This is a genomic window from Bacteroidetes bacterium GWF2_43_63, assembly GCA_001769275.1.
Taxonomy (GTDB): domain Bacteria; phylum Bacteroidota; class Bacteroidia; order Bacteroidales; family DTU049; genus GWF2-43-63.
In genome coordinates, this window is record MEOQ01000014.1 from 40,167 (window position 1) to 63,969 (window position 23,803).

15 protein-coding genes are annotated in these 23,803 nt (G+C 42.5%); 4 read left to right on the forward strand and 11 right to left on the reverse strand.

From position 1 onward, the window contains the following. Positions 1–3: 3 nt before the first annotated feature. Entirely contained in the window at positions 4–894 is an 891-nt protein-coding gene (locus tag A2W93_07995; protein OFY55555.1) for a hypothetical protein, read from the reverse strand. Positions 895–1,082: 188 nt separating this feature from the next. On the opposite strand from A2W93_07995, the gene A2W93_08000 reads away from it, so the two are divergent. Beyond that, positions 1,083–2,132: a tRNA preQ1(34) S-adenosylmethionine ribosyltransferase-isomerase QueA gene (locus A2W93_08000; GenBank protein ID OFY55556.1), complete on the forward strand. Its 1,050-nt coding sequence runs from the start codon at positions 1,083–1,085 to the stop codon at positions 2,130–2,132. Continuing rightward, positions 2,132–2,809 carry a 2-C-methyl-D-erythritol 4-phosphate cytidylyltransferase gene (locus tag A2W93_08005; protein OFY55557.1) on the forward strand — a complete coding sequence of 226 codons (678 nt, stop codon included), beginning with the start codon at positions 2,132–2,134 and terminating at the stop codon, positions 2,807–2,809. The genes A2W93_08000 and A2W93_08005 overlap by 1 nt, the downstream gene beginning before the upstream one ends. Here A2W93_08005 and A2W93_08010 read toward each other — a convergent pair. Beyond that, a complete protein-coding gene (locus A2W93_08010; GenBank protein OFY55558.1) occupies positions 2,802–3,911 on the reverse strand; it encodes a hypothetical protein in 1,110 nt (369 codons plus the stop codon). The genes A2W93_08005 and A2W93_08010 overlap by 8 nt on opposite strands. Continuing rightward, positions 3,908–4,918, reverse strand: a complete 1,011-nt coding sequence (locus A2W93_08015) for a hypothetical protein (GenBank protein OFY55559.1) — start codon at positions 4,916–4,918, stop codon at positions 3,908–3,910. The genes A2W93_08010 and A2W93_08015 overlap by 4 nt, the downstream gene beginning before the upstream one ends. Positions 4,919–4,978: 60 nt before the next feature. Between A2W93_08015 and A2W93_08020 the strand changes: the two genes are divergently transcribed. Then, on the forward strand, positions 4,979–5,548 hold the full coding sequence (locus A2W93_08020) for a crossover junction endodeoxyribonuclease RuvC (GenBank protein OFY55560.1): 570 nt from the start codon (positions 4,979–4,981) through the stop codon (positions 5,546–5,548). Here A2W93_08020 and A2W93_08025 read toward each other — a convergent pair. From A2W93_08025 to A2W93_08060, 8 genes are all read right to left on the reverse strand, one after another. Further along, complete coding sequence (locus tag A2W93_08025; GenBank protein OFY55561.1) at positions 5,541–5,936, reverse strand: HIT family hydrolase; 396 nt, start codon at positions 5,934–5,936, stop codon at positions 5,541–5,543. The two genes, A2W93_08020 and A2W93_08025, sit on opposite strands and share 8 nt — an antisense overlap. Before the next feature lie 2 nt (positions 5,937–5,938). Beyond that, entirely contained in the window at positions 5,939–6,409 is a 471-nt protein-coding gene (locus A2W93_08030; GenBank protein OFY55562.1) for a transcription elongation factor GreA, read from the reverse strand. A gap of 105 nt (positions 6,410–6,514) precedes the next feature. Next, positions 6,515–7,573: a hypothetical protein gene (locus tag A2W93_08035; protein ID OFY55563.1), complete on the reverse strand. Its 1,059-nt coding sequence runs from the start codon at positions 7,571–7,573 to the stop codon at positions 6,515–6,517. A 25-nt stretch (positions 7,574–7,598) separates the two neighbouring features. Next, the gene (locus A2W93_08040) at positions 7,599–11,645 is read right to left on the reverse strand and encodes a hypothetical protein (GenBank protein ID OFY55564.1); all 4,047 of its coding nucleotides are present in this window, start codon (positions 11,643–11,645) and stop codon (positions 7,599–7,601) included. 20 nt (positions 11,646–11,665) lie between these two features. Continuing rightward, positions 11,666–15,262 carry a hypothetical protein gene (locus A2W93_08045; protein OFY55565.1) on the reverse strand — a complete coding sequence of 1,199 codons (3,597 nt, stop codon included), beginning with the start codon at positions 15,260–15,262 and terminating at the stop codon, positions 11,666–11,668. Positions 15,263–15,422: 160 nt separating this feature from the next. Further along, entirely contained in the window at positions 15,423–15,944 is a 522-nt protein-coding gene (locus tag A2W93_08050) for a hypothetical protein (GenBank protein OFY55566.1), read from the reverse strand. A gap of 105 nt (positions 15,945–16,049) precedes the next feature. Beyond that, a complete protein-coding gene (locus A2W93_08055; protein ID OFY55567.1) occupies positions 16,050–16,790 on the reverse strand; it encodes a hypothetical protein in 741 nt (246 codons plus the stop codon). A 39-nt stretch (positions 16,791–16,829) separates the two neighbouring features. Further along, the gene (locus A2W93_08060; GenBank protein ID OFY55568.1) at positions 16,830–19,985 is read right to left on the reverse strand and encodes a hypothetical protein; all 3,156 of its coding nucleotides are present in this window, start codon (positions 19,983–19,985) and stop codon (positions 16,830–16,832) included. A 414-nt stretch (positions 19,986–20,399) separates the two neighbouring features. On the opposite strand from A2W93_08060, the gene A2W93_08065 reads away from it, so the two are divergent. After that, positions 20,400–23,753: a hypothetical protein gene (locus A2W93_08065; GenBank protein ID OFY55569.1), complete on the forward strand. Its 3,354-nt coding sequence runs from the start codon at positions 20,400–20,402 to the stop codon at positions 23,751–23,753. Positions 23,754–23,803: the final 50 nt, after the last annotated feature.

Genomic DNA, 23,803 nt, shown 5'->3' on the forward strand with positions numbered 1-23,803 from the left:
GTATCACTCAGCCTTTTCAGAGAAAGGTTTGAAACCGTTTCCGACAATTTCGTTGGCATCGATGACCGTCATAAAGGCATTTGGATCAACTTGTCGGATATAATCCTGCAAAATGGCCACTTCGCGACGGTTAACAACTGTGTAAATCATATCCTTCTCCTCACCGGAGTACATCCCTTTTGCTTTGATAAAAGTCCCGCCCCGATTAAGATCTACCAGGATTTTATTGCTGACTTCGTCAGGCTTGTCTGTAATAATCATACAGGTCTTGTCATAGCTAACACCCTGAATTACAGCATCGACCACTTTGCCCGTGATAAAAATAACTATCCAGCTGTAGAGGGGAATCTTCCAGTCGTCGAAAGCCACCAGGCTGATCATTACAATGGCGGCATCCACTGCGATCATCAACTGTCCAATCGGAATTTTGGTGTATTTGTTCAAAATCATGGCAATGATATCGCTTCCACCCGAGCTGGCTTTTGACTTAAAAATAAGACCGAGACCAAACCCGATGAGTAAGCCGCCAAAAATGGCAGACAACAGCGGATCACCTTCAACCAGAGGCTCATATCCCCAGGTGAATTCAAGCAGCGAAATCCAGCCCGACAACAGAACAAATCCAACTACGGTTTTAGCTCCAAACTTTGGCCCTAGAATCTTTATTGCAATGATTGTCAACGGAATATCAATCAATATCCCCACCAATCCAATGGGGGTATTTATTAAATAATGAAGTACAATAGCAACACCATACACCCCGCCCGGAGCCAGCTTATAAGGCGAAATAAACAGCACAAAACCCGCTGCCATAATGAATGAACCTATAATAATCAGCAGGTAAACACGAAACCATTCCGCTGAAAGGAATTTTTCTTGAGTGATGTAAGACATGGTGGAAATTTTCCGCAAAATTAGCCCTTATATTCATGATAGGCAACGGGTATAAATTGATTTAAGAATTTTCTCAGCCAATTCCTCTGACAATCAACATGGTTCGTATACTATTTTCCAGTTTTTTTCGTTATTAATTGACTTTCGCTTTTTGCGAATGTATCTTTGTAAAAAATTATTACTACTAGATGAAACTATCTGACTTTAAATTTGACTTGCCGCAGGAGTTAATTGCGAATTTTCCTTCAAAAAACAGAGATGAGAGCCGCCTGATGGTTCTGGACCGGAAGACCGGAACAATTCAGCACAAAAAATTCAACGATATTCTCAAGTATTTCGGTGACGGCGACCTGATGATTATCAACAACACAAAGGTGTTTCCCGCCCGCCTGTATGGCCGGAAGGAAAAAACCGGTGCCGTTATCGAAGTGTTTTTACTTCGCGAACTTAATGCAGAATCCAAACTCTGGGATGTATTGGTTGATCCTGCCCGAAAAATCAGAATCGGCAACAAACTCTATTTCGGCGAAAACGATGAACTCGTTGCTGAAGTTATTGACAACACAACTTCACGTGGGCGAACCCTGAGGTTTCTGACCGATATGGAACACGATAAATTCAAGGATTTACTGAAAAACATGGGTGAACCACCCCTGCCAAAACTCATCAACCGTCCGGTTATCGAAGATGATAAAGACCGCTATCAAACAATTTATGCAAAACATGAAGGGGCTGTTGCTGCACCAACTGCAGGCCTCCACTTTTCGCGTGAGCTGATGAAACGTCTCGAAATCAAAGGCGTCGATTTTGCAGAAATTACGCTGCATGCAGGGCTGGGGAATTTCAGAGCCATTGAGGTCGAAGACTTGTCAAAACACAAAATGGATTCTGAAGAATTTGCCATAGACGAAAGAACGGCAAATAAAGTGAATGAAATTAAAGAAAGCAAAGGCAAAATATGCGCTGTTGGAACAACTTCCATGCGCGCAATCGAATCAAGTGTTACTATAAACGGACACCTGAAACCTTTCAAGGGCTGGACCAATAAATTCATTTTTCCGCCCTATGATTTCAGCGTTGCTGATGCAATGATTACCAACTTCCATTTGCCTATGTCATCGCTGATGATGATGGTGGCTGCATTTGCCGGTTATCCATTTCTGATTGAAGCCTACAAAGTTGCTGTAAAGGAAAAATACCAATTCTTCACCTACGGTGATGCGATGCTGATCATTTAATGGCTAAACCATTTCATATCATTGTGGTGGCTGGTGGCAGCGGAAAGCGCATGAATTCTGCTATGCCTAAACAATTTTTGAAAATCAACGGGATACCTGTAATTGCTGTTACATTCAACAGAATGAATGCAGTCATTCCGGGATGCCGTTTTACAGTTGTAATTGCTGAACGCGATCTGAAATACTGGAACGATTGCAGCAATTACATCTCTTTTCATAGTAGCATAAACATTGCGTTTGGAGGACCTGAGCGATTTCACTCGGTCCGGAGCGGCCTGGCATTTGTCAGGAACGATGAAGTGGTTGCTATCCACGATGCCGTCAGACCCCTCTTTACTGGCGATGTCATCCGGCAAGGGTTTATGGTGGCCGAAAAATCCGGATCAGCCATTCCAGTTATTCCACTGAGTGAATCAATCCGGGAAATAAATGGGGGCCTTTCCAAATCGGCCGACCGCAGCCGTTTTCGTCTTTGTCAGACTCCTCAGTTCTTTCAGGCAACGCTGTTGCTCGATGCCTACCGGCAATCCTACACCCAGTCATTCACCGACGACGCTTCGGTAGTTGAATCCAGCGGTTATCCCATAAGAATTATTGAAGGTAATCCGGAGAATATAAAAATTACTACGCCTGCTGACTTGAAATTTGCAGAGGCGATTTTGCCAGGTCTTACCTGATTTCTCTTCCCTTCCAGACTTTGTTTTTATGCAGCAACATTGTGATGCCGATTGTAAGTAAAAAAAACGGATACAAAAGGGGTAAGATAAAAAACGGAATAATTTTCACCGGTGCTTTCCAGCTGAATGCCGCTGAAAACAACACAAGCGCATCACCCATAATTTTCAAAGCTATACCTGGCACGATGAAAAACCGAAGGTCTGGAAAAATAAAAAATAAAACAAGCGCTGCTACCAAAGCGGCATTTGATAATGCAACCAGGGAGCCAATCAGAAACGGGAGTAACCCCGAATAACCGCGCGATTTTCCGGCCCAGCGAACACGCTGCAACACCCATGATTTAATGCTGTTGCAGGGCTTTGTAATCACTGCTGCGCCGGCATTGTTGCAGAAACCTGTTGCTTTTGTTCCGAATTTTTTTTGAATATGCTGCAGAAAAAAAACATCATCTCCACACTTAAACCCGGCACCCACAGCCGATTTATAGAAATCTGAAAAATCGTTTTTCCAAAATATCATATTGGCGCCCGATGCCTGAAACATCAAACCCTGTTCGGCTGCACCAGCTCCAACACCAACAAGGAAGAGGGATTCAGCATATTCTGCTGCATTTCTGAATCCGGAAGATTGTGTGATTACCGGACCTGAAATAAGTTTTTTCTTGTCACTGAATTTTGAATACAAGCTTGCAGCCCAGTCACAGTCAACAATACAATCAGCATCTGTTGTAAGAATGACATCAGTATCTGCGGCCGCGATTCCTTTCATAATGGCTGCCCGCTTTCCGGTTTCATCACGACCGTTTGAAAGACCAACTACGAGCGGGTTTTCGCGAGCTAATGACTGAATTATATTTAGTGTCTCATCTTCAGAATGATCATCGACTACTATAATAGCTGCCGGTGTTATACTTTGCCGGAGTACGGACTGAATGCAGGCTCTGATGGATTCAGCTTCGTTGCGTGCAGCAATAATAACCGTGTACTTGAACCCTTTTTTTTCAACCAATTCATTTGATCCTGCCATGATCCCAATAGCGAAAACCGCTTCAATAAAAGAGAATAGCGCAATTACCCCAATAATTATCAATACAGCTGTCATACTTCTTTCTTTCTTAGAACTGATAATTTATTGAAAAAATATAAACCGGGAAGTGCGGGTACAATGAGATTTATAAACCAAATCAGAAAAGATGCAAGAATAATTTTTGCTTCCAGCGCATAAGGAACAACCTGACCTGAAATTCCAAACCAGGAAAGAAAAAGAATTATCATCACTGAGCTCCGGGCTGGAAAATCTGTCAGAATAAATGTTGGAACAGCCGACAAAATAAAATACATCAATGCAATCAGAAAAAAAGAATCTACCAGGGGAACATTTACTTCGAACAATGTCAAAAGCAATAGATTTTGAATGGCAAAGACCATATATCGGACAGAGCTGATTGCCAAAATCAAAACTTTCGTACTTGAGCCAGCAGTCTTCAAAACGGAAACAATATCATGCAGCTTTTTCCACCTTTTAAAGAATACAGCAACTGTTTGTATGTTGAAAAATACAAACAGCAATAATAAAATGCCCGTCACAGATATGGCTGAAGGCAGCAATGCGAGGTTAATTCCGAAATAAGCATTCAGCTGAGGCCCAAAATAAATGATGGCCGTAAATCCGAAAATCAAAGTCATCATCAGTTGGGCCAGAGAAGTAAAAACAGCCAGGACTGAACCCTTCCAGAATTGTGAAACAGGCAGTGAGAGCGATTTTCCGGCAAACTCGCCCACCCTGTTTGGTAAAAATAATCCGGCTGTTATTCCGGCCAGAATTCCACTGTATGCCTTTGCCAGTGTAATCTTGCTGAGCGAGCCTGAAACGATTTTCCATTTTAATGCCTCGCAAAGGAGATTTACGGGCATCAGAAAAATGACAAGTAAAAACAAGGTGATGGAACGTGCGGATTCGAATAATAAAGAGGCAGAATACGCTAAATCCAATTTTGTAAGCCGGTCTTTCACCATATAATATATCAGCATCAAAACCGCAGCCGTTATGACAACTGAAATTATAATATTTATAGTTTTCTTATTCAATTTATTCGCATTTCTGCGCAAAAGTAATGATTCCTTCAAATCTTGAACCCGCTCCTACTGTTTTTTGTGCTACTTTTGAGTATGAATTCAGAACAGCTGATTCTTGGGATCGACCCGGGGACCAATATTATGGGATATTGCCTGTTGAAGTATGATGGGCGAAATTATTCCATTCAGGACATTGGTTGTCTGCGTTTGTCAAAATGTGAAACCCATCTCGATAAACTACGTGGAATTGTAGAATTCACTTCTCAATTTCTCAATAAATACAAGCCTCAGGTAATGGCTATTGAGGAACCTTTTTTCGGGAAGAATGTTCAATCCATGCTAAAACTGGGGCGGGCCCAGGGCTCGATAATGTCGGTTGCAATGCAGCACGGTATTGAAATCGTTGAAATCACCCCGCGTCGCGTAAAGCAGGCAATAACTGGAAAAGGCTCTGCCTCTAAGGAGCAGGTCGCCGCTATGGTCGCCCATATTACCGGATACGATATTTCGGAACTCAACACCGACGCCACCGACGCAGCTGCCATTGCAATTTCTTATACTTTGCAGAAAATTAAAACCGGATCCCCTTCTTCATCAAGGAAGAATAAAAGCAGCTCCTGGGATCAGTTTCTGCGAGAAAATCCCAATAAGATTCTTAAATAAAATTGCCGCGGATTTGTTCTGCAATCGTGTGCAATTCCTCGTTTGACAGCTTCAGCTTTTCTTTCGAGAACTCAATGTCACGCATGCCACTTATAGGCACCAGGTGAATATGCGCATGTGGAACTTCAAGTCCAATAACAGCTACACCAACCCTTTTGCCCCAACCACCTTTTTGAATGGCTTTGGACACTTTTTGCGCAAAACCCATCAGATCTGCCAATGCCGCAGGTTCAAGATCGAAGATATGATCAACTTCAGTTTTGGGCACAACCAGTGTGTGTCCGTAATTCAACGGACTAATATCAAGAAAGGCAATGCAGGAAGCGGTTTCCGCAACGATGTGGGCCGGAATTTCACGTGCAATAATCTTTGAAAAAACAGAAGCCATCGTTAGTTAATTTCAAGCAGTTTAATACTGATAATACCCGCAGGGACTGTAACATCAGCAGATTCTCCAACCTTTTTTCCGAGTAAAGCCTGAGCGATTGGACTGTTTACTGACAACTTTCCGGCTTTCAGATCAGCTTCCTGATCAGGTACCAGCGTGTAAGTCATTTTCTGCTTTGTCTTTTTGTTTTCAAGAGTCACAGTTGAAAGAATACGAACTTTTGAATTGTCAAGTTTTGACTCATCAATAATTCTGCTATTGCTGACTATTTCCTGCAAATGGGAAATCTTCAGTTCCAGCATTCCCTGCGCATCTTTTGCTGCATCATACTCAGCATTTTCCGACAAGTCACCTTTGTCGCGGGCTTCGGCAATCTGCTTCGAAATCTTTGGCCTTTCGACACTCATCAATTGATTAAGATCGGCTTTCAGCTTTTCGAGCCCTTCCTTGGTAATGTAAGTCTGCTTCGCCATATCACTTTCACTTAGGTTGTATAAAACGAACAAGAAGACCTTTTGAAAGGCCCTCTTGCTCGACAAAATTACAAATTATTTTCTAAATCGCTCTTTTCTGTGCTTTTACAGGTTAATTCTTGCTCCAATGCAATGTGTTCCCTGGAAAGGATTCGAAGTTCTGTAGGAATAATCCAGCGAGAATGTTGAACCTTTTTCCTTATTCAGCGGTACCTGAATGGTAACACCTGCCGTAGGACCAGTATAAGCCGAAGTGCGCTCATTGGAGTCGAACATACCCTTTTCATATTGCAAACCACCACGCAGCATCAGATAATCATTGAAGTTGTACTGCAGACCACCAGCGAAGAGATCTTTGCCAAATGACATTGACGTAAAACTTCCAGCCAGTGTGATGGTGTGAGCATCGTTGATTATGAAATCATAAGCAGCACCAATGTTGAGGAGTGCAGGCAACTGGAATGAAACTGAACGCTGTTCAACAGTCATCAGGACATCTGAGTTGTTTACGTTGCCACGAAATGACAATCCGTCACCGGTGTACTTCATTGTTGGTCCAATGTTACGCAGAGCAATACCAAAATGAATGTTTTCGTTGTCACCGGTCAGGTACTGAATACCAGCGTCAATTGCAACGCCCTGTGCGCGGTTGTCAGAAATTGATTCGGAAATCACTTTCAAAACCAGACCACCATAGATGCTGTTTGAAAACGCTTTGGCATAAGAAATACCAATATTCATGAATGATGGCTTGAATGTTCCAATGCCGCCTTCAGGAAGATCAACGGTGGTAATCATGATGTCGCCAAACCCCATGGTCATCACTCCCAGGCCAATTACACCAGACTCACCTACTTTCTGAGTCAGACCAAATGAGTTTACACTGATTCCGGAGCCTTTCAGCCATTCGGTACGTGCAAACATCACTTCGGTTGATTTGGTAAATGCAGTTCCGGCTACATTCAGATACATGCCTTCAAGACCACGAATGCTTGAGGTGTTAGACATGCCCCAACCCGAACTGCGGGCAAAAGGCATGATTAGAAGTTCACTTGCTCCAGCTTCACCAGCACGATCTTCGTTGCCGGCCAGCACAGGATTGACCGAAATTGTCAATACGGCGAGGAGTAATATTGCAAACAGATTTTTTACTGTATTTTTCATTGCTTTCTCTCTTTAGTAGTTAACATTAGAATGAATTCAGGTCAATCGGACGCAATGAACCAAACCACTTGATGGTACGTTCACCAATTCCTGGTGCATTTACATGAATCAGATACACTCCACCTGAGATTGGGATATTGGCCGAATTCTTCAGATCCCAGTCGATATAGGTATAGGAAGGATCATCACGCGTATATCTGCGAATCAAAGTACCATCTATGGTATAAATGCTAACAGTACATACTGAAGGCAGGTTGGTAATCTTAACTCTGTTATCAAGCTGCGTTTCTTCGTATCCACTGGTTGCATAATATGGATTGGGGACAACATTAATCAGATCCAGCGCTGTTTTTGCAGTTTCAAGATCATTTTTCTTTGTCGCAATATCCGAAGTAGTGAAGCCATAGAGTGGGAAATTTTTGTTCTCCGCCGTCGTGCTTCCATAGGTTGAATAATTCGCAGCATATGGTTTTGATACCCTGATGCGAACACGTGCTTCATTGCTGAGCCATTCTTCGTCAGGCACTGATAATGGAATTGAGCACCACATTGCACTGGTAAATACATAGCGCATTGAAGTTCCGGTACCCTCAGTTATTTTTGATGCAAGCCACTGTCCACCGTCATAAGCGGGACAATCCGTTGCATTGTTACTAATGTGACCAAAGACATAAAGGAAATGCTTTCCACCAAAAAGAGTCTGGTTGAGGGCTTCATAAGAAGTTGTAGGATTGAACAACATATCACGGCCATTTTCGCCGATGAGCCAGCTATCTTCACCAAAAGCTACATTCAGACGCTCACCGGTTTCAATGTTAATTGCATATCCTGGGAACCATCCCATACCGTTGGCGATGCCATCGAAAGTTGCCTCAGGTGTGCCACTATTTCCGTTTTTATCAACGGAAGCATGTTTACGCATACCGTGTTTTTCTGCACCACCTTCAGATAGAAGAGGGTCTTCGCAAGTTTCAAGAACAGGACAACGGGTCCACTTGCTCTTGTCAGGTGTGAAAACTATATCAACACTGGCAAGATTGGCCATTTTATTTGTTGTAACAAGGAAAGGAGCTACAGAGGCAATTCCCGGGTTTTCAGGAATGTATGAAACTAGACGGAACGGAGCCCAGGTGCCACCAAGCAACTTCTCATAATACTGACCTGCATCGAGATAAGAGCCCTGGAAAATAAAATCGTCATATTCATTATCCTCAGAATCGGTTGTACCGGAGCGGATCCAATTATATACTACTGGACCATCCATGTCAGGAATTCCACCCAACCACATACGATTTGGGTCTTCGTAGACAATATCAGCTTCAAGGAATCCATTTGTTGGATGTTCCTGATTTCCAGGAGCTTTCCCCTGAACAATGGTAACTGAAATTCCAAGGTCAACAAAAATCTGTTCAAATTTAGTTTGAATAGAATGGTCTGATGGATAGCTGGCGACAAAGTTGCCACTCATATCATATTCATCAAGAACCCATTTGGCAAGATGCATTGAATCAGCAATGGTGCTGGCGGTATCAAAGCGGAGTTGATAATTCGCTTCTTTCACATTCAGTGGATCAATTACTTTAATATCAACCGGTCCTTCGCCATTTTCATAAGTCGGTGTCAGAATGAAATTGTCAGCAAGAACAGCATTTCTGCTTTCCTCTGTCATTTCAAGAATTAGTCCGCCATTGCCCTGACCTTCAATACGGGTGATTTTCGGACCATCGCCATAATTGGCATTGATCATAGTTCCACTGCTTTCAGGTGCAGGAATGTGAGGAATACCAACATAGGTGTCTATGTTTTTACGACCAGCAAGATATGGTTTCTGTTGTCCATAAAGTGATGCCTGACCAGGAATCTGGTAAGCAGGATCCTGAGAATATTTTTCATACTCGTTAAAGCCATAGGCAATAACCATGAAATAATATTTCTTATTGTTTACAAGGCGCTTGTCGCCAGTTGCGAACTGATCTTCGAGAACGCGGAACGAATGAACAATGCCTTCGTCGGCACCATCAACCTCTTCGCGGGGAACAACAGCACCCAGGTCATCAGAAAAATAGAAGTTAATCAGGCGTGATACACCGTTTTCAACATCACACTGCGCAATCAGACGAGCTTTGTCGCTGTCATAAAGATCAGTTGCGGAAACCGAAATGTCATTAACCTGGAAAATCTGATAGCCTTCGAAACGATAGAGAGAATCATAGTGCACCGTTCCAGATGAAACAATGGAAGGATCACCTTCTTCATACTGCTCAAGATAGTTATTGCTGGTAGCAGTGTTTGTCAAAAAGAGAATAATCTCTTTATCAAGTTCCTGGATAGTGAGATCCGGAGCATCAGGGCCGTCAACTACTTTGAAACAGTTGTCGAAAAGACGCTGGCATTTGTCATCTGTACGACGGAGCAATTCAACTGAAGCAAACGGGCCGCCAGAAGTTGCTCGTGCCCAAGGCAGACCAACTGTAATATAATTGAGTGCACCTGGTTTCAGAGTAAAAGGTCCGGCTGACTGCATAAAACGACGGTCATTAGGCTGGTTACCTGCTGTTTCTTCAGTCCATTTTTTAGGACCTGCAGGAGGAACACCACCGGTACCCCAATCACAAGGATCGGTTTCGTCGGGGAACATAAAATCACATTCAGGACCATAAGCACCAGAAGAGACGTGTGCATTTCCGCCATACATCATCTTGGTATTGTCTTTCCAAATACCACGGAGAAGATTGTAATACTCAACAGCAAAATCCGGGTCGGTCATATATTCTGGAGCTCCGGCTGTAGAATTGTTATGATATACAAAGCGACGCATACCGTAACGTTCGTCATCAATAATTCCGTTTCCAAAGTTCACACCGTTGACGGCTTCGTTACAGTTTTCAGTTACCGTAGCGCCAGATGTATCAGTGTATTGTTTAAAGGCGCCATTATCAATGCCATCGGGGTCAATATATGGTCCCTGGAAAAAGTCAATACCAATGGCAGGAGGTTGATCACCATATCCAAAAGCGCCTTGTCCGTCTTCATCATACTGGTCTCCGTTATAGCAATAACCTAATCCACGAGCCACATCGCAACCAATATAGTCATCCAGTGAATAACCCAGGTCGGGGTCAGTCCAAAGCGACATATAAGTTTCCTGCAAAGTGTAAGTTGACCGGTTGATAATTTCAAAGGAGTAAAAAGTCATGTTATTGATCTCATCATTGGTAGAGAAAGCAAATGCCTGCGCACGGATTTCAAGACCAATGGAAGCTCCCTGAGTTTCTGTATGAACATTTCCTTTGTCGTTGAAAACCCACCAGATAGTCTGGTCACCTTTAAGAACCTGGTCAGCAAGTAAACCACCGGTAACTATGCCTTCTTCGGTTTCAAGTGTTGGGTCTGGTTGGTGACAAAGACTGTTGGCAACATCATAATAAGGATAGTCACCCATGGTTGCATCGTACAACCCGTCCATGTCTGAGTCAAAAAATGGAGCCAGATACAAAGACTGTCCCTGATAAATATCTCCGTGGGCCGGATAAGTCAGAAAGTAAGCCGGAATAGAATAGTCCGGATATTCTGATGGGTTGGCTCTCCAGGCGAGGAATTCATCAACGTCTTTACGGTAAATGACATTCATTCTGTCATACTTGATACATGTTTCTGCACTAACGGCAGCTGTTCCGTCAATGGTCAACGGGCCAGGGAAAAAGTCGTTTCCAACCTGACGATACCTGTGAGCGGCCAGTTTCAGCTGACCATTAATGTCGGTACCACCAATCCACAAAGCGCCGGCAAACATCGAAGTCTTTTTTGAGCCATAAGGCACTTCATACTCGGCAACATCGGCAAGGTCCCACCACATATCACCACCAGAGTTGATACGTGCACGGACATTGTTGATTTTTAATTCTGTGCTAACCGCTCCAGGGAGACAGGCCTCAGCAGCAGCTCTAAGTCTGATCTGAGTTCCATCCTGCTTGGATCGGCTTTCGACTACCGGTACTTTTCTGGCGTACGAGCCCATCGCCAGCCCGAGAAGACCGATAAACAATAGCGATGTGATTATATTCTTTTTCATACTTCTATTTTTTTACTTTTTTAGAAACCGAAAGCAACACCAAATCTGATTCTTCTGGGCAAGCTGTAATTGTATGGGCTGTTAACAGCAAGAGAGTAAAGCGTGCGGTAAGCTTCTTCGTTAACCTGTGCTTCAATACCTGCCTGATATTCAGAGGCAGCAAGATATCCGTCATCATCAGCATTTCCGGTAGAACGATAAACATCAAGAATATTCTTACTGTTCAGAATGTTAAGAATTTCGAAGTACACATTCAGCACCATTTCTTTCTTTCCAATCTTCACGTCGATGTCACGGTCAATACGTGAATCGATGCGGAACGACCATGGAAGACGACTTCCGTTTACCATACCCTGAAGCTGGTAATTTCCACCACTTAATATACCCGAAACTATGTTGCTTGACTTGCTGTAAGGAGTACCTGAACCACCAGTGAAAGTGAAGTTCACGCCAGTGTTCTGAAGCAGCGGCGAAACCTTAACTTTTCCGTCACCTACTTTTTTAGTAATCTTCGGACCATTGTAATTCTTGCCTGAACCGAAACGGTAGTCAAGTACAAGGGTAAATGCATGACGACGGTCGAAATCGAGCGGGTTCAATGTGCGGAGGTTCGGCTGACCGGTACGCACCAGGTTCATACCTGAGGAAGAGTTCGATCCGGTACCATCTGCAAACTGCAAGGTGTAGCTGGCTTTCATCCAGACATTGGCACTGCGGCGAAGGTCATAGGCAATGATCATACCTTTTACGGTACCAAAGTCGATGTTGTTAAAGGAATAATAATCGATCGGGTATCCGCCATAGAAACGATAGGACTGTACCAGATCGCGCATTTCGCGATAGTAAGCCGAGAATTTCAGAGCAGACTTAACACTAATCAGCTGCTGGAAGCCTAATTCGTAGTCAACCGTTTTCTCTGGTTTCAGATCAGGATTGCTGATAAATGCCTGAGCATTGGCCTGAATAAAGTAATAGTTAGTCGGGTCAAGACGCAAACCTGAAGTTGGACGCTTCGATGTTACATCATAGTGAGCAAAGAATAAAGCTTCGTCAGAGATCGGGAATGAGAATGAAATACGCGGCATATAAGAAACCTGAGGTTTGTAATCCTTAAATGCGGCTGAAGTCGGTTTTGTCAGGGATGGATCTATCAGATAAGGAGCTATTCCGCTGGATGTTGAAATCAGGGATGGGTCTGTAATCTGAGTTCCGAAAGCGTTATACCAAATATCACCATCGCGGTAACCAAGAATCTCATTTGGATTGTTCACATTGTCAACATAAACTGTGGCACTGCCAGGAATATTGCCTGGATGAACACCCAGATTGGTAACCTGGTCGGCAGTTTTTGCTTCATAAAATAAATACTTGTCTTCCAGGACCATCTGATTGGCATCGAAACGGTCTACACGCAAACCAATGTTGAAGATGAGATCTTTGAAAGCAAACTTGTCCATGATGTAGCCTGCCATGTAAATAGGCTCAAAGGCACCAACTTCGCGAGTATAATTGCCATCAGCATCTTTCTTGGTGAAAAAGTCATCAAAACTAGGCTTGCTGGACAATTTCTTACCTGTGTAATCGTATCCGTAGTAAGTAACATAGGCATTACCTTCATTCAGCAATTCATCAGCTGAGAACCAATCGATGCTGAATACTGATGGATCATATGAATCAACATCAATCCAATCTGTGTTTTCTTTGGCCAAACCGAGCGATTCGCGGAAGTTAATGTCGAATGCATACTGGCTGGCGCCATCATACAAACGGGAATATTCCACGGTATCGGTAAAAACACCATAAATATCTTCCTTGCGATAAGGATTATTTAAGTCAAGCTGCTCGATATGCGCATTTGTCAGCTGACGCATACGGGTCCAAAGCCCTACCGGGCCAAATCCGCCATTATCACCTAATCCATAATAAGAATCGCTACGCTGTTCGTACTGGATACCAAACTGGAAAGCGTGATTTCCGATATCTGCCGATGCATTTGCATTTACGCCGATTTGAGTGGCGTCTGACTTGTTGTATGCGTCATAAATGGTTCCAGGAGCAGCCCATAAGCTATAAATTGATTCAGGCTGCTGGCCATTCAGCAATGCTCCGGCATTCTGAATGTTAGTATAATTGGAATAATAACCGCTGTGCAAATCATATAAATCATAATACTGATTTGTATAATTTGAGGTGATGGGATTATTTGAACCTGGTTCAAAAGTTACCAGCGTATCATAAAAGTTGTTCAGCACATATACATTATATAGACCTTCTTCAGGAAGATCGGTCAGCTCATAAGATTTGGTTTTGTAGGTGTTGAATTTACCCCAATGACCATATTTGAACAGGTTATCCTTATGTGATGGATCCTGAACAAGAGAATTGTTTTTTGAGTAGTCAGCCTGGATGTTGTAAAAAACATTTTTCACAATCGACTTACTGGCAGTATCCGTGTTGAAGCGCTGGGTGAAACGGCCGAAAACGCGCCAGGTGCTATTGATCACCTGAGGATATTGATTGTAATTAAACATCGAATAGCTGTGAATGTAAGCCAGTCCGTTGTTGTAGTTGAGCGAACCACCAAAGGTAAGGTTGGTAGTGCTTGTTGTACGGACGTCAAGTTTCAGCGAAACATTGGCAGCATATGAAGGAGATTCGATTTTTGACTTGATTTTCTCAAGATTGTCCATGGACACGAACTGCAGGTTCTGGTAAGTACCATAGCCAGTTCCGGTTTCGCGGAGCGGAAACTGTTCTACCTGAGCAAGGTAATCATCTTTCGCCTTATAAAGTCCGTCATAGAATGGTGAACCGTCTTTCTCGTAAGAAAACTCTCCTGCAAGGAAATATCCGAGCAAAGCGGTATTCTGCGTTGAATCTCTGCCCTTGAGCAGTGGTCCCTGCATATAGAGTCCAAGAAGGTTGTAATCGTAAGCATCGAGAAGTTTCGATGTTACCAATTCAGCTCCCATGCCGAAAGTACGGCTGGCACCCTTTGTAGTAATGTTTACAACACCACCGGTTGCATCACCGAAGTTTGCGGGCAGACCGCCGGTGATAACTGTTACCTGCTCGAGTGCAGATTTCGGAAGCGAAGATGAGCCACGCACGCGAACACCGTCGATGTACATTACTGTACCATCGGTACGACCACCGCGGATGGATCCCATTTCACCGTCAGAAGAAAATACACCACCCACGGTAACAGCAACCGAAGTTGCATCGCGGCCGGCCATTTTCTCGATTTCTTCCGATGTTACCGTACCTCCGGAAGAACCACCGTCCTTCTCAATGAGGGGAACTTTATAGTCAACAACCTCGAAAGTCGTCAGCGTAACTGCTGTCGACTCCATGTCAATGTCGAGGAAGGTGATTGTGCCGTCTTTCACAACAACACCCTGAACCATCAATGGCTTGTAGCCAACATAAGTGGCTTTCACATCGTAGGTTCCCGGGTTAATCGGCTTAATAGTGTAATTTCCGTCGAAATCGGTGGTTGATCCGCCCATTTGCTTGCCGCCGCTTTCAGCGACGATGTTAGCAAACGGGATGGGTTCTTTGGTTTCCTTATCCACCAATTTCCCTTTCAACGTTCCGGATGACTGTGCGAGCAGCATCGAGCTCACAAACAAGGTCAATCCTAAGGCAGAGAGTAGTTTTCGAAACATATGGGTTGGTTTATTTTTTGAAAAAGCTTTAAATTTGAGCGGGTAAAGTTATAAAGTTTTACTTTTTTAAACTGATTTTTTTTCAGATTGTCGAAAAGATTTTTCAACGTCAGAAATATTTAGGTTCCAAAATGGCCGAATAGATGACCGCTTTTTTCAGTTCAAAATGAGATAAAACAGGATTAGGCTGATTTTTCTTACTGTTAAAAACATCTTCTTTCACCGGCTTGCCAGCAAGGGTGCTGTGGAGATTATCTTCAGTTGTAAGAACATCAATCGAGGAAGAGTATGGAACATATTGATCAATAGACATGTATGTTGGAGCGGTGGCTTCAATACCACCTTCTTCTACCGATGATTCAATGGAATCGATGGAATCGGAGTAACTGTTTTCAACCGTTACGGGAGCCGGAGTGTTTTGTTGCGATGTGAAATCACCCTGTGTGAACATTTCAATCAACTTGTTGATTTCGTCTGCTGTTGATGCAGGTCTGCTTGCCTGTTGGCCCGGCATCTGTGCATTCTTACGCAACTGCTGGGCGGCTTCCTGCTGCTTCCGGGCAGTTTTTTTCATTGCTGAAATAATTATCCAGGCAACGAAGAAAATAATAAGACCTATAAATTGTTCCATGGGGAAATTGGGGTTGGTTGTGAATTTCGCAGCTTAAAAGTATATTATCGTTTCAATGACGTTTGCCGTGAATCAGAATCCGGCAAGAGAAGAAAAGTTATCGGCTCAGAGTTTATTGATAACATCCATCACCATCTCTTTTTTTCGTCTGGAAATGGGAATTTCGGTTCCATCCTTCATGATAATGTAACCACCATCATTGCGGACTACTGTTTTGATGTAATCAAGATTGATCAGGTGTGATTTGTGCGGTCGAATAAAATCCTTACCTGAAAGCTGCTCTTCAATCTCTTTGAGCGTTTTGGAAACAATAATTCTTTTTCCATCTTTCAGATAAAAATTTGTATAGCAATCATCGCTTTGACAGCGGATAATATCCGATGTTTCAACGACATGCATGCCTTCGAACGTATGCAAAACTATTTTGCGTGGCTCCGGATTCAGGTTTTCCAACAGCGTTTTATAACTGATGGTCCGATCGGGAGCTGCAATCTTTTCGCGATGCTTTTCAACCGCCTTTTTCAGATCATCGGGCAAAATGGGTTTCAGCAAATAATCCAAAGCACTGAATTTAATGGCTTTAATGGCATACTGATCGAATGCGGTGGTGAAAATGACATCAAAATCAATTTCAGGCAACATTTCGAGCAAGCGAAATCCGCTGCCATCGGGCATCTGAATATCCAGGAAAACCAGATCCGGCGTGTGTTGCTTGATGGCAGTCAGCCCGGATTCAACATCCATAGCTTCGGCAATTATCTGAACGTCGGGCACATAGCGTCCCAACAGTGCTTTCAGGGTAATTCTCGATGCGTCTTCGTCATCTATTATTATGGCTCGTATCATAGCTCAATAATTTTGTTCAAAAATACAAGAATTTTTCGCTCAAAGGTCAATAAAAGGAATCACAAGTCTCACCCTCGTTCCCGAGGCGTTTCCTGCTTCGTCCTTCAGATCGGTAATTTCTACGGAAATTTTATTTTTCAGATGTTTATTCAGAATGTCCAGCCGCTCTTTGGTGATAATGATTCCCTGCGATTTCTGAATCAACCCGCTCTTTTGCTTGATTTCCATGGCTTTCTCGCGTCCTATTCCATTGTCTTCAATCACGCAGAGAATGTAATCTTCTTCTTCCCACATCTGCACCAGCAAGCGGCATTCGCCCGTTTTTTTATTCATAAACCCATGAATAATTGCATTCTCGATGTAGGGCTGAACAATCATAGGAGGAATCCCCATATATTCAGTATCCATACCTGATTCAACACGAATTTCATAATGAAAACGGTTGTTGAATCGCATGTTTTCCAGATCGAGATAATGCTTCAGCAGCGATATTTCCTCGGATATAGGGATGTAGGCCTCGCGGCTGGTAGAGAGAATCAGCCTCATTAGCTGACTAAATTTTGCCAGATAATTGATGGCGTTTTCCGAATCGTTCGAAATAATGAAACTCTGAATGGAATTGAGGGAATTAAAAATAAAATGCGGATTCATTTGCAGACGCAACGCTTTCTGCTCCAGATCGAACATTTCCTTTTCAATTTTCAGCACGCGGGTTTCAACCTCATTCTGTTGTCTGACTTTTTTTACCCTTCCTCTGATAAAGAGCCAGGTAATGAGCAAAGCTGCAACAAGAAGAAGGATTCTGAAAAACCATGTTTTATAAAATGGAGGTTTGACAATAATGACAAATGATATTCCCTTTTCATTCCAAATCCCGTCGTTGTTTGTCCCCTTAACCATAAAATGATAAGTTCCGGGTTTCACGTCGGTGTACTCAGCCGTGCGGCGCGAAGCATCGGTTCGGATCCAGTCTTTGTCGTAATTCTTTAATATATATGCATATTGATTTTTCGACGAATTGGTATAGTCAAGCGCTGCGAATGAAACTGAAAAGAAATTATTGCTGGGACCAAGAATTACCGTGTCTCCATCATCGATATAAACACCATGAGGTTTGTTGAAAACATTGAATTCGGTAATTACGAGCTGTGGTATTTTTCTGTTTATTCTGATGCTTTTCGGATTAAACAGATTGAAGCCGTTCATGCCACCGACAACAATCCGGCCGTCAGAAAGAATTTCGGCAGCTCCCCCATTGAATTCATGACTCTGAATCCCATCATTTACATCATACAGGGCAACAGTGTTCTCTTTTGCATTGAACCTTATAAGTCCCGAATTGGAAGTCAGCCATAAGAAACCAGATCGGTCCTCAACAATATCGTAAATTACATTGTCAGGAAAGCCATCTTTTTTGCCATATTGTTTGAACACTCCTGTTTTTCGGTCATATTTATTCAGACCACCCCCGAATGTGCCCACCCAGATATTGCCATCTGAATCCTCAAATGTCGACAGAATTCTGTCGTTTGAAATACTAACAGGATTTCCTTTGTCGTGGTGAAAAACATAAATCTTTCCGGTTGCCGGGTCCAGTCTGTTGAGACCGTTAAAAGTGGATATCCACACAATACCGGCCATATCGACCATAACACTGTAAATATTGTTGCTTGAAACATTCCCCTTGCTCTCATATCCGGGATACAACCAGTTCCTGCAGCGAAAATTTGTCAGATCAATGCAACTCACTCCACCCGTACAAGCGATCCAGAGGTTGTTTTTTGAATCCGGGGCTATCTTCCATACTTCGTTGCCTGCAATGCCGTTAGGGACACCGGCCGTAAATATTTTTCTCACCTTTCCACTCTGATCAAGCAGGTACAAACCTTTTCCGGAGGTGCCGGCCCAGATATCGCCATTTTGGGTAACCTCCAGAGAAAGGACCGGAATATGCCCGAAATCGTTTTTTGAAAAATGCGAAAACTGCTGGTCTGCAGCGCCAAATTCAATTAACCCACCGTAAGTGCCAACCAGAAGATTGCCATTCTGAAGCGTTTGAAAAGCCCATATAAGATTATGATTGTGATCAAACTGAGTTCCTGAAATTCTGAAATGGGGAAATTTGTAGGCAAAATCGGAAAACATATTCAGTCCGTGCATGGTCCCAATCCAAACTTCGCCTCCCGAGGAGCCGGCCAAACTGAGAATCCCATTGTTGATCAGTCCGTAACGACTGTTGAAGTCACTGTAAATGTGCCGGAGTTCACACGATTTTGGATAATAAATATAGACCCCGTTTTCAGGCGTTGCAATCCAAAATCTATCACGATTGTCGCATAGCAAACGGGTTACAGGCTGAGAAATCAGTTCTTCGGGCAGACCGGTATTATCCTCACATGATATTATATATTCTTCCAACGTTTGCTTATCTATCACATAGACTCCGCAATAGGTGCCAATCCAAAGCGATTTTTCAGATTCAGCAAACGATGTAATGACAGGTGTCTCGCCAGCTCCACACGTATTAACATCAATCCGTGTAATCTGATTTGTTTTCAGGTCCATGAGTGCAACACCATGCTGTGTGCCGATCCATAGCCGGTTCATGTCATCGATGTGCAGCGACATAATCTGATCAGAGGGAATTGATGCTGTTTTTCGATTACTCCGCGTATATCGGGTAAATTTTTCTTCAGCTATATTAAAGCTGCACAGACCTTTGTTGGTTCCAATCCATAAATTTCCAGTCTTGTCATAAGCCAGCGCACTAATACTGTCAGAAGGGGGGCTATTGGAGTTGTAAAAACTGAAGTAATACGTTTTGAAGGTATCTGCTTTGAACTTATAAACATTCAATCCTTTGTCAGTCCCCACCCAAAGATTTCCGCTGTTGTCCTCTGCCAGCGCATTAATAGTTTCACAACTTATTTTCCCATTTGGTTTTGCATAATCAGGTCTGAAAATCTGGAATTTATACCCATCGAAACGATTCAGCCCATCCCAGGTGCCAATCCAAATGAATCCGCGCGAGTCCTGAAGGACAGTCTGAACGGTGTTTTGCGACAGGCCCTTACGGAAACTGTATATTTCGGAAGAGTAGCTGTCAAATGTCATCTCGTCGCTGCTTTGTGCAGTGACAGTACAGCCCGTCCAGATGAAAGCTGCAAATAATAGATATTTCCTGAATCGTGTCAAGGGTTAGTTTTATGCCACACAAATGTAAAAGATATTTTCATTAATGCCTATAATGGTCAGCAAAAGGTCATTTTAAATCAGTCTGATCATTCTTCTATTCAAATTTGAGATGAGCTCATAGCAGACATTTAAAAAATCAGACTAACAACAATTTGCATTTATTAATACAGTAATTTCATAATTATGCCCGGAACTCCGATGCTAAAAACTCATCCAACACTTAACCAACTATAGTTTTAAAGTTACGTATGAAATAATAATTTGCATATCAATTCATTTGATATTATCTTCGTTAACTGAAAACCACCACCTGTCGAAGTCCGGCTTATTTTTACCTATTAAAACCGGCTCCCGGAAAGTGGAAAAAGATGTAAGAACAAAGATCTGCAAAGTTGTAACTAAAACAAAAAGCCAATGTCAGACATGTACACTGCGGATTCAATTCAACAAATGCTGGATTCAATTTACGACGGCATAATGGTTCTTGATATAAATTCCGGCAAATATGTGTATGCGAATCAATGTGCCTGCGAATTATATGGCTGCCCGAAAGATATGGTGAAGGATCTGGATCCTGCCGATCTCAGTGTCCTGAAAGCTCCCTACGACGAAGCTGCAATAAACGCATATAGTGAAACAGCGCGCAAAGAGGGCAAATGTGTGTTTGAATGGCTTGCGAAAAAACTGGATGGGAGCCATTTCTGGGCTGAAGTTGCGCTAACCTATGCAGAGATCGATGGGAAATTTAATTACATAGCAGTTGTCAGAGACACCTCGGCAAAAAAAGCGATTGAAACCGAAAAAAACAAAACCAATGCGCAGTTACGGGCCATCCTGGATTCTTCGCCCGATGCTCTTGCTATCATCAACAGCGATGGTGTTTTTCTGGACGGCAACAAATCGTTTCTGGAAAGATGGGACAAACAACCCGATGAAATAATCGGACACAGCGCCATCGAAATTCTGCCTAAAGATATATTTGACTCACGACTCAAAAAAATCAGGCAGGTTATAAAAACCAAAATACCTGTCAGCTTTGTCGACACTTTCAACGGTAAATGGTTTGAAATATTTATCTCCCCCGTTTTGGAGAATGATGGCAGTTCGACCAGTATAGCGATGACATCGCGCAATATTACAGACGCAAAAACGGCCAACGACACGCTAAAAGCAGAACACGATCATCTGGTCGACGTTTTGGAATCGATGTCGGATGCATTCGTTTCGATTGATACAGACTGGTTTTACACTTACGTCAATCAAAAGGCCGGTGAAATTTTCGGAAAAGATCCGCAATGGTTAACCGGCAAACATATATGGACTGTGTTTCCGGAAGGCGTAGGGCAACCCTTTCAAAAGAACTATGAAAAGGTCATGAAGCAACGGGTGCCTGTAAGTATGGAGGAGTATTATCCGCCTTTGGACAAATGGTTTGAAAACCGCATTTATCCTACAGAAAACGGCATTTCAATTTTCTTTCATGATATAACGGATATTAAAAGCACAGAGTTGCAGATTAAAGAATCTGAACTACGATATAAAGCCATATTTGAAAACACGGGAACAGCGGCTGTTATTATTGAAGAAGACACAATAATTTCATTGGCTAATTCAAAATTTGAAGAACTCTCCGGATTCACCAGAAAAGAAATTGAAAATATCAAAAGCTGGAAAGAATTTGTTGCATGGGATGATTTGGTGAAGATGGAAGAGCAACATATGCTGCGTCGGTTGAAAAATGAAGCTGCGTTGAAATCATATGAATTCAGGTTTGTCGATAGAAATGGTGTTGAAAAGTATATTCTTTTGACGGTTGATATCATCCCTGGCTCAAAAAGAAGTGTTGCGTCGCTGCTCGATATTTCTGAAATTAAAAACAATGAAATAACACTTCGTGAGTCTGAAGCAAAGTATCGTCTGTTGTTTGAGCACAACCCGCTCCCGATGCTGATTTACGAAAGAGGTACTTTGAAAATGATTTCGGTTAATGAGTCATTTCTGAAGCTCTATGGCTATACCGCTGAACAGATTTCTCAGATGCACCTTACAGATTTGTATCCGGAAAAAGATAAAAAGCCAATTACTGAGCTTGCACACAGAATTCAGGGACACGAATATGCAGGAGAATGGCGCCACCTGAAATCTGACGGAACACTGATTGACATTCTGGCCACTTCACACGACATCAGATACAATAACAGAAGTGCAAGAATTGCAGTTATTAACGACATCACCGAACGAAAAAAAATTGAACAGGAAATTCTGCGCAGTGAAAAACAACTGAAAGAAGCTCAGCATGTGGCCAAACTCGGAAACTGGGAACATGTGCCAGCAACGAACGAGATAATTTGGTCCGACGAAATGTATTCTATTTTTGAAATCGATCCCAGTGCATCTGTTTCATTGTTTGATTCGTTCATTGAAAGAATGCATCCAGACGATAAAGAAAAAGTTGAACACGAATATTTCAAAACATTAAAAAAAATAAAGGAGAGCCATTTCGAACACCGGCTTCTGATGCCAGATGGGAGAGTGAAATATGTGTTTGTAAATTGTTTTTGTGATCCTGACAGACCTGTGACTTCAGCACACATCATAGGAACAATGCAGGATATTACCGAACGAAAAAAAATCGAACTCGAATTACAGCGAAGTCGGATGTTGCTTCGATCTATGATTGATGCTCTTCCCATGTGGCTCGCTGCTATTGATCTTGATGGCAAATATTTCATTGCAAATAAGTTTTATTCGCAAACATTCAAACTGCCGTTAGACCAGATTGAAAATCACAACTACAGCGAATTTTTTCCACCTGACTTATATCAAAGACATAAGCTGTTGGTTGATCAATGTATTGAATCAAAAAAAGCAGTTGAGGTAACTGATCTGCTTGAATTGGAGAAAGGAATTGCGACCCACATTTATGGAGCATATACACCATTGTTTGATGAAAATGGGAACATATTCGGACTCAGTGCTGCCGTAATGGACATCAGTAAACAAAAAGCCATTGAAGAAGAAATTATACGACTGAACCAGACTCTGGAAGAAAAGGTGGCGCAACGTACCACTGAGCTTGCAAGAAAGAACGAAGAACTCGTTGTGGAAATTTCGGAACGTGTAAAAGCAGAAGAATTAATCAAACACCAGTTGCAGGAAAAAGAAGTGTTGCTGCAGGAAATTCACCACCGGGTGAAAAACAACATGCAGGTGATCGTCAGTATTCTGAACCTGCAACTGTCTTCGGTGAGAGATGAACACACAAGACGTATTCTGCGCGACAGTCAAACGCGAATCAAAACAATGGCACTGGTGCACGAAAAGCTATACGAAACCACCGATTTCTCAAATATTGATCTGATAGATTACATCAAAAATCTTTTTGAATTTCTTACTTCCATTTACAAATCACCCAACGAAAACATTCAATGTAAAATAACCGGCAAGTCCTTTAAAGTTGATATTGACACCATCATTGCGATCGGGCTTATTACAAACGAAATAGTTACGAATTCATTCAAATATGCCTTCGATCCGGGTACAATGGGACTTATTGAAATCAAACTCACCAAAAAGGATGAAAAAAATCTGGTTTATTCCATCAAAGACAATGGAAAAGGATTGCCCGAAGGGTTTGATATACGCAACACCAAAAGTCTGGGACTTCAACTGGTCAGCATTCTTACAGAACAAATCAACGGAACCATCGAGGTAAAAAGATCTGCGAAAGGGACTGAATTCATTATTGTTTTTCCACCGGCAGGATGATCTGACAAAACGCAGGCGTGAAGGGATTCTTGAAAGAGTGAGTCCGAATT

What these genes read in the sequence shown, in the direction of transcription:
- A2W93_08010 (OFY55558.1), bottom strand. Translation starts at nt 3,911, where the DNA reads ATGACAGCTGTATTGATAATTATTGGGGTAATTGCGCTATTCTCTTTT.
- A2W93_08050 (OFY55566.1), bottom strand. Translation starts at nt 15,944, where the DNA reads ATGGAACAATTTATAGGTCTTATTATTTTCTTCGTTGCCTGGATAATT.
- A2W93_07995 (OFY55555.1), bottom strand. Translation starts at nt 894, where the DNA reads ATGTCTTACATCACTCAAGAAAAATTCCTTTCAGCGGAATGGTTTCGT.
- A2W93_08040 (OFY55564.1), bottom strand. Translation starts at nt 11,645, where the DNA reads ATGAAAAAGAATATAATCACATCGCTATTGTTTATCGGTCTTCTCGGG.
- A2W93_08030 (OFY55562.1), bottom strand. Translation starts at nt 6,409, where the DNA reads ATGGCGAAGCAGACTTACATTACCAAGGAAGGGCTCGAAAAGCTGAAA.
- A2W93_08005 (OFY55557.1), top strand. Translation starts at nt 2,132, where the DNA reads ATGGCTAAACCATTTCATATCATTGTGGTGGCTGGTGGCAGCGGAAAG.
- A2W93_08065 (OFY55569.1), top strand. Translation starts at nt 20,400, where the DNA reads ATGTCAGACATGTACACTGCGGATTCAATTCAACAAATGCTGGATTCA.
- A2W93_08055 (OFY55567.1), bottom strand. Translation starts at nt 16,790, where the DNA reads ATGATACGAGCCATAATAATAGATGACGAAGACGCATCGAGAATTACC.
- A2W93_08000 (OFY55556.1), top strand. Translation starts at nt 1,083, where the DNA reads ATGAAACTATCTGACTTTAAATTTGACTTGCCGCAGGAGTTAATTGCG.
- A2W93_08035 (OFY55563.1), bottom strand. Translation starts at nt 7,573, where the DNA reads ATGAAAAATACAGTAAAAAATCTGTTTGCAATATTACTCCTCGCCGTA.
- A2W93_08025 (OFY55561.1), bottom strand. Translation starts at nt 5,936, where the DNA reads ATGGCTTCTGTTTTTTCAAAGATTATTGCACGTGAAATTCCGGCCCAC.
- A2W93_08020 (OFY55560.1), top strand. Translation starts at nt 4,979, where the DNA reads ATGAATTCAGAACAGCTGATTCTTGGGATCGACCCGGGGACCAATATT.
- A2W93_08045 (OFY55565.1), bottom strand. Translation starts at nt 15,262, where the DNA reads ATGCTGCTCGCACAGTCATCCGGAACGTTGAAAGGGAAATTGGTGGAT.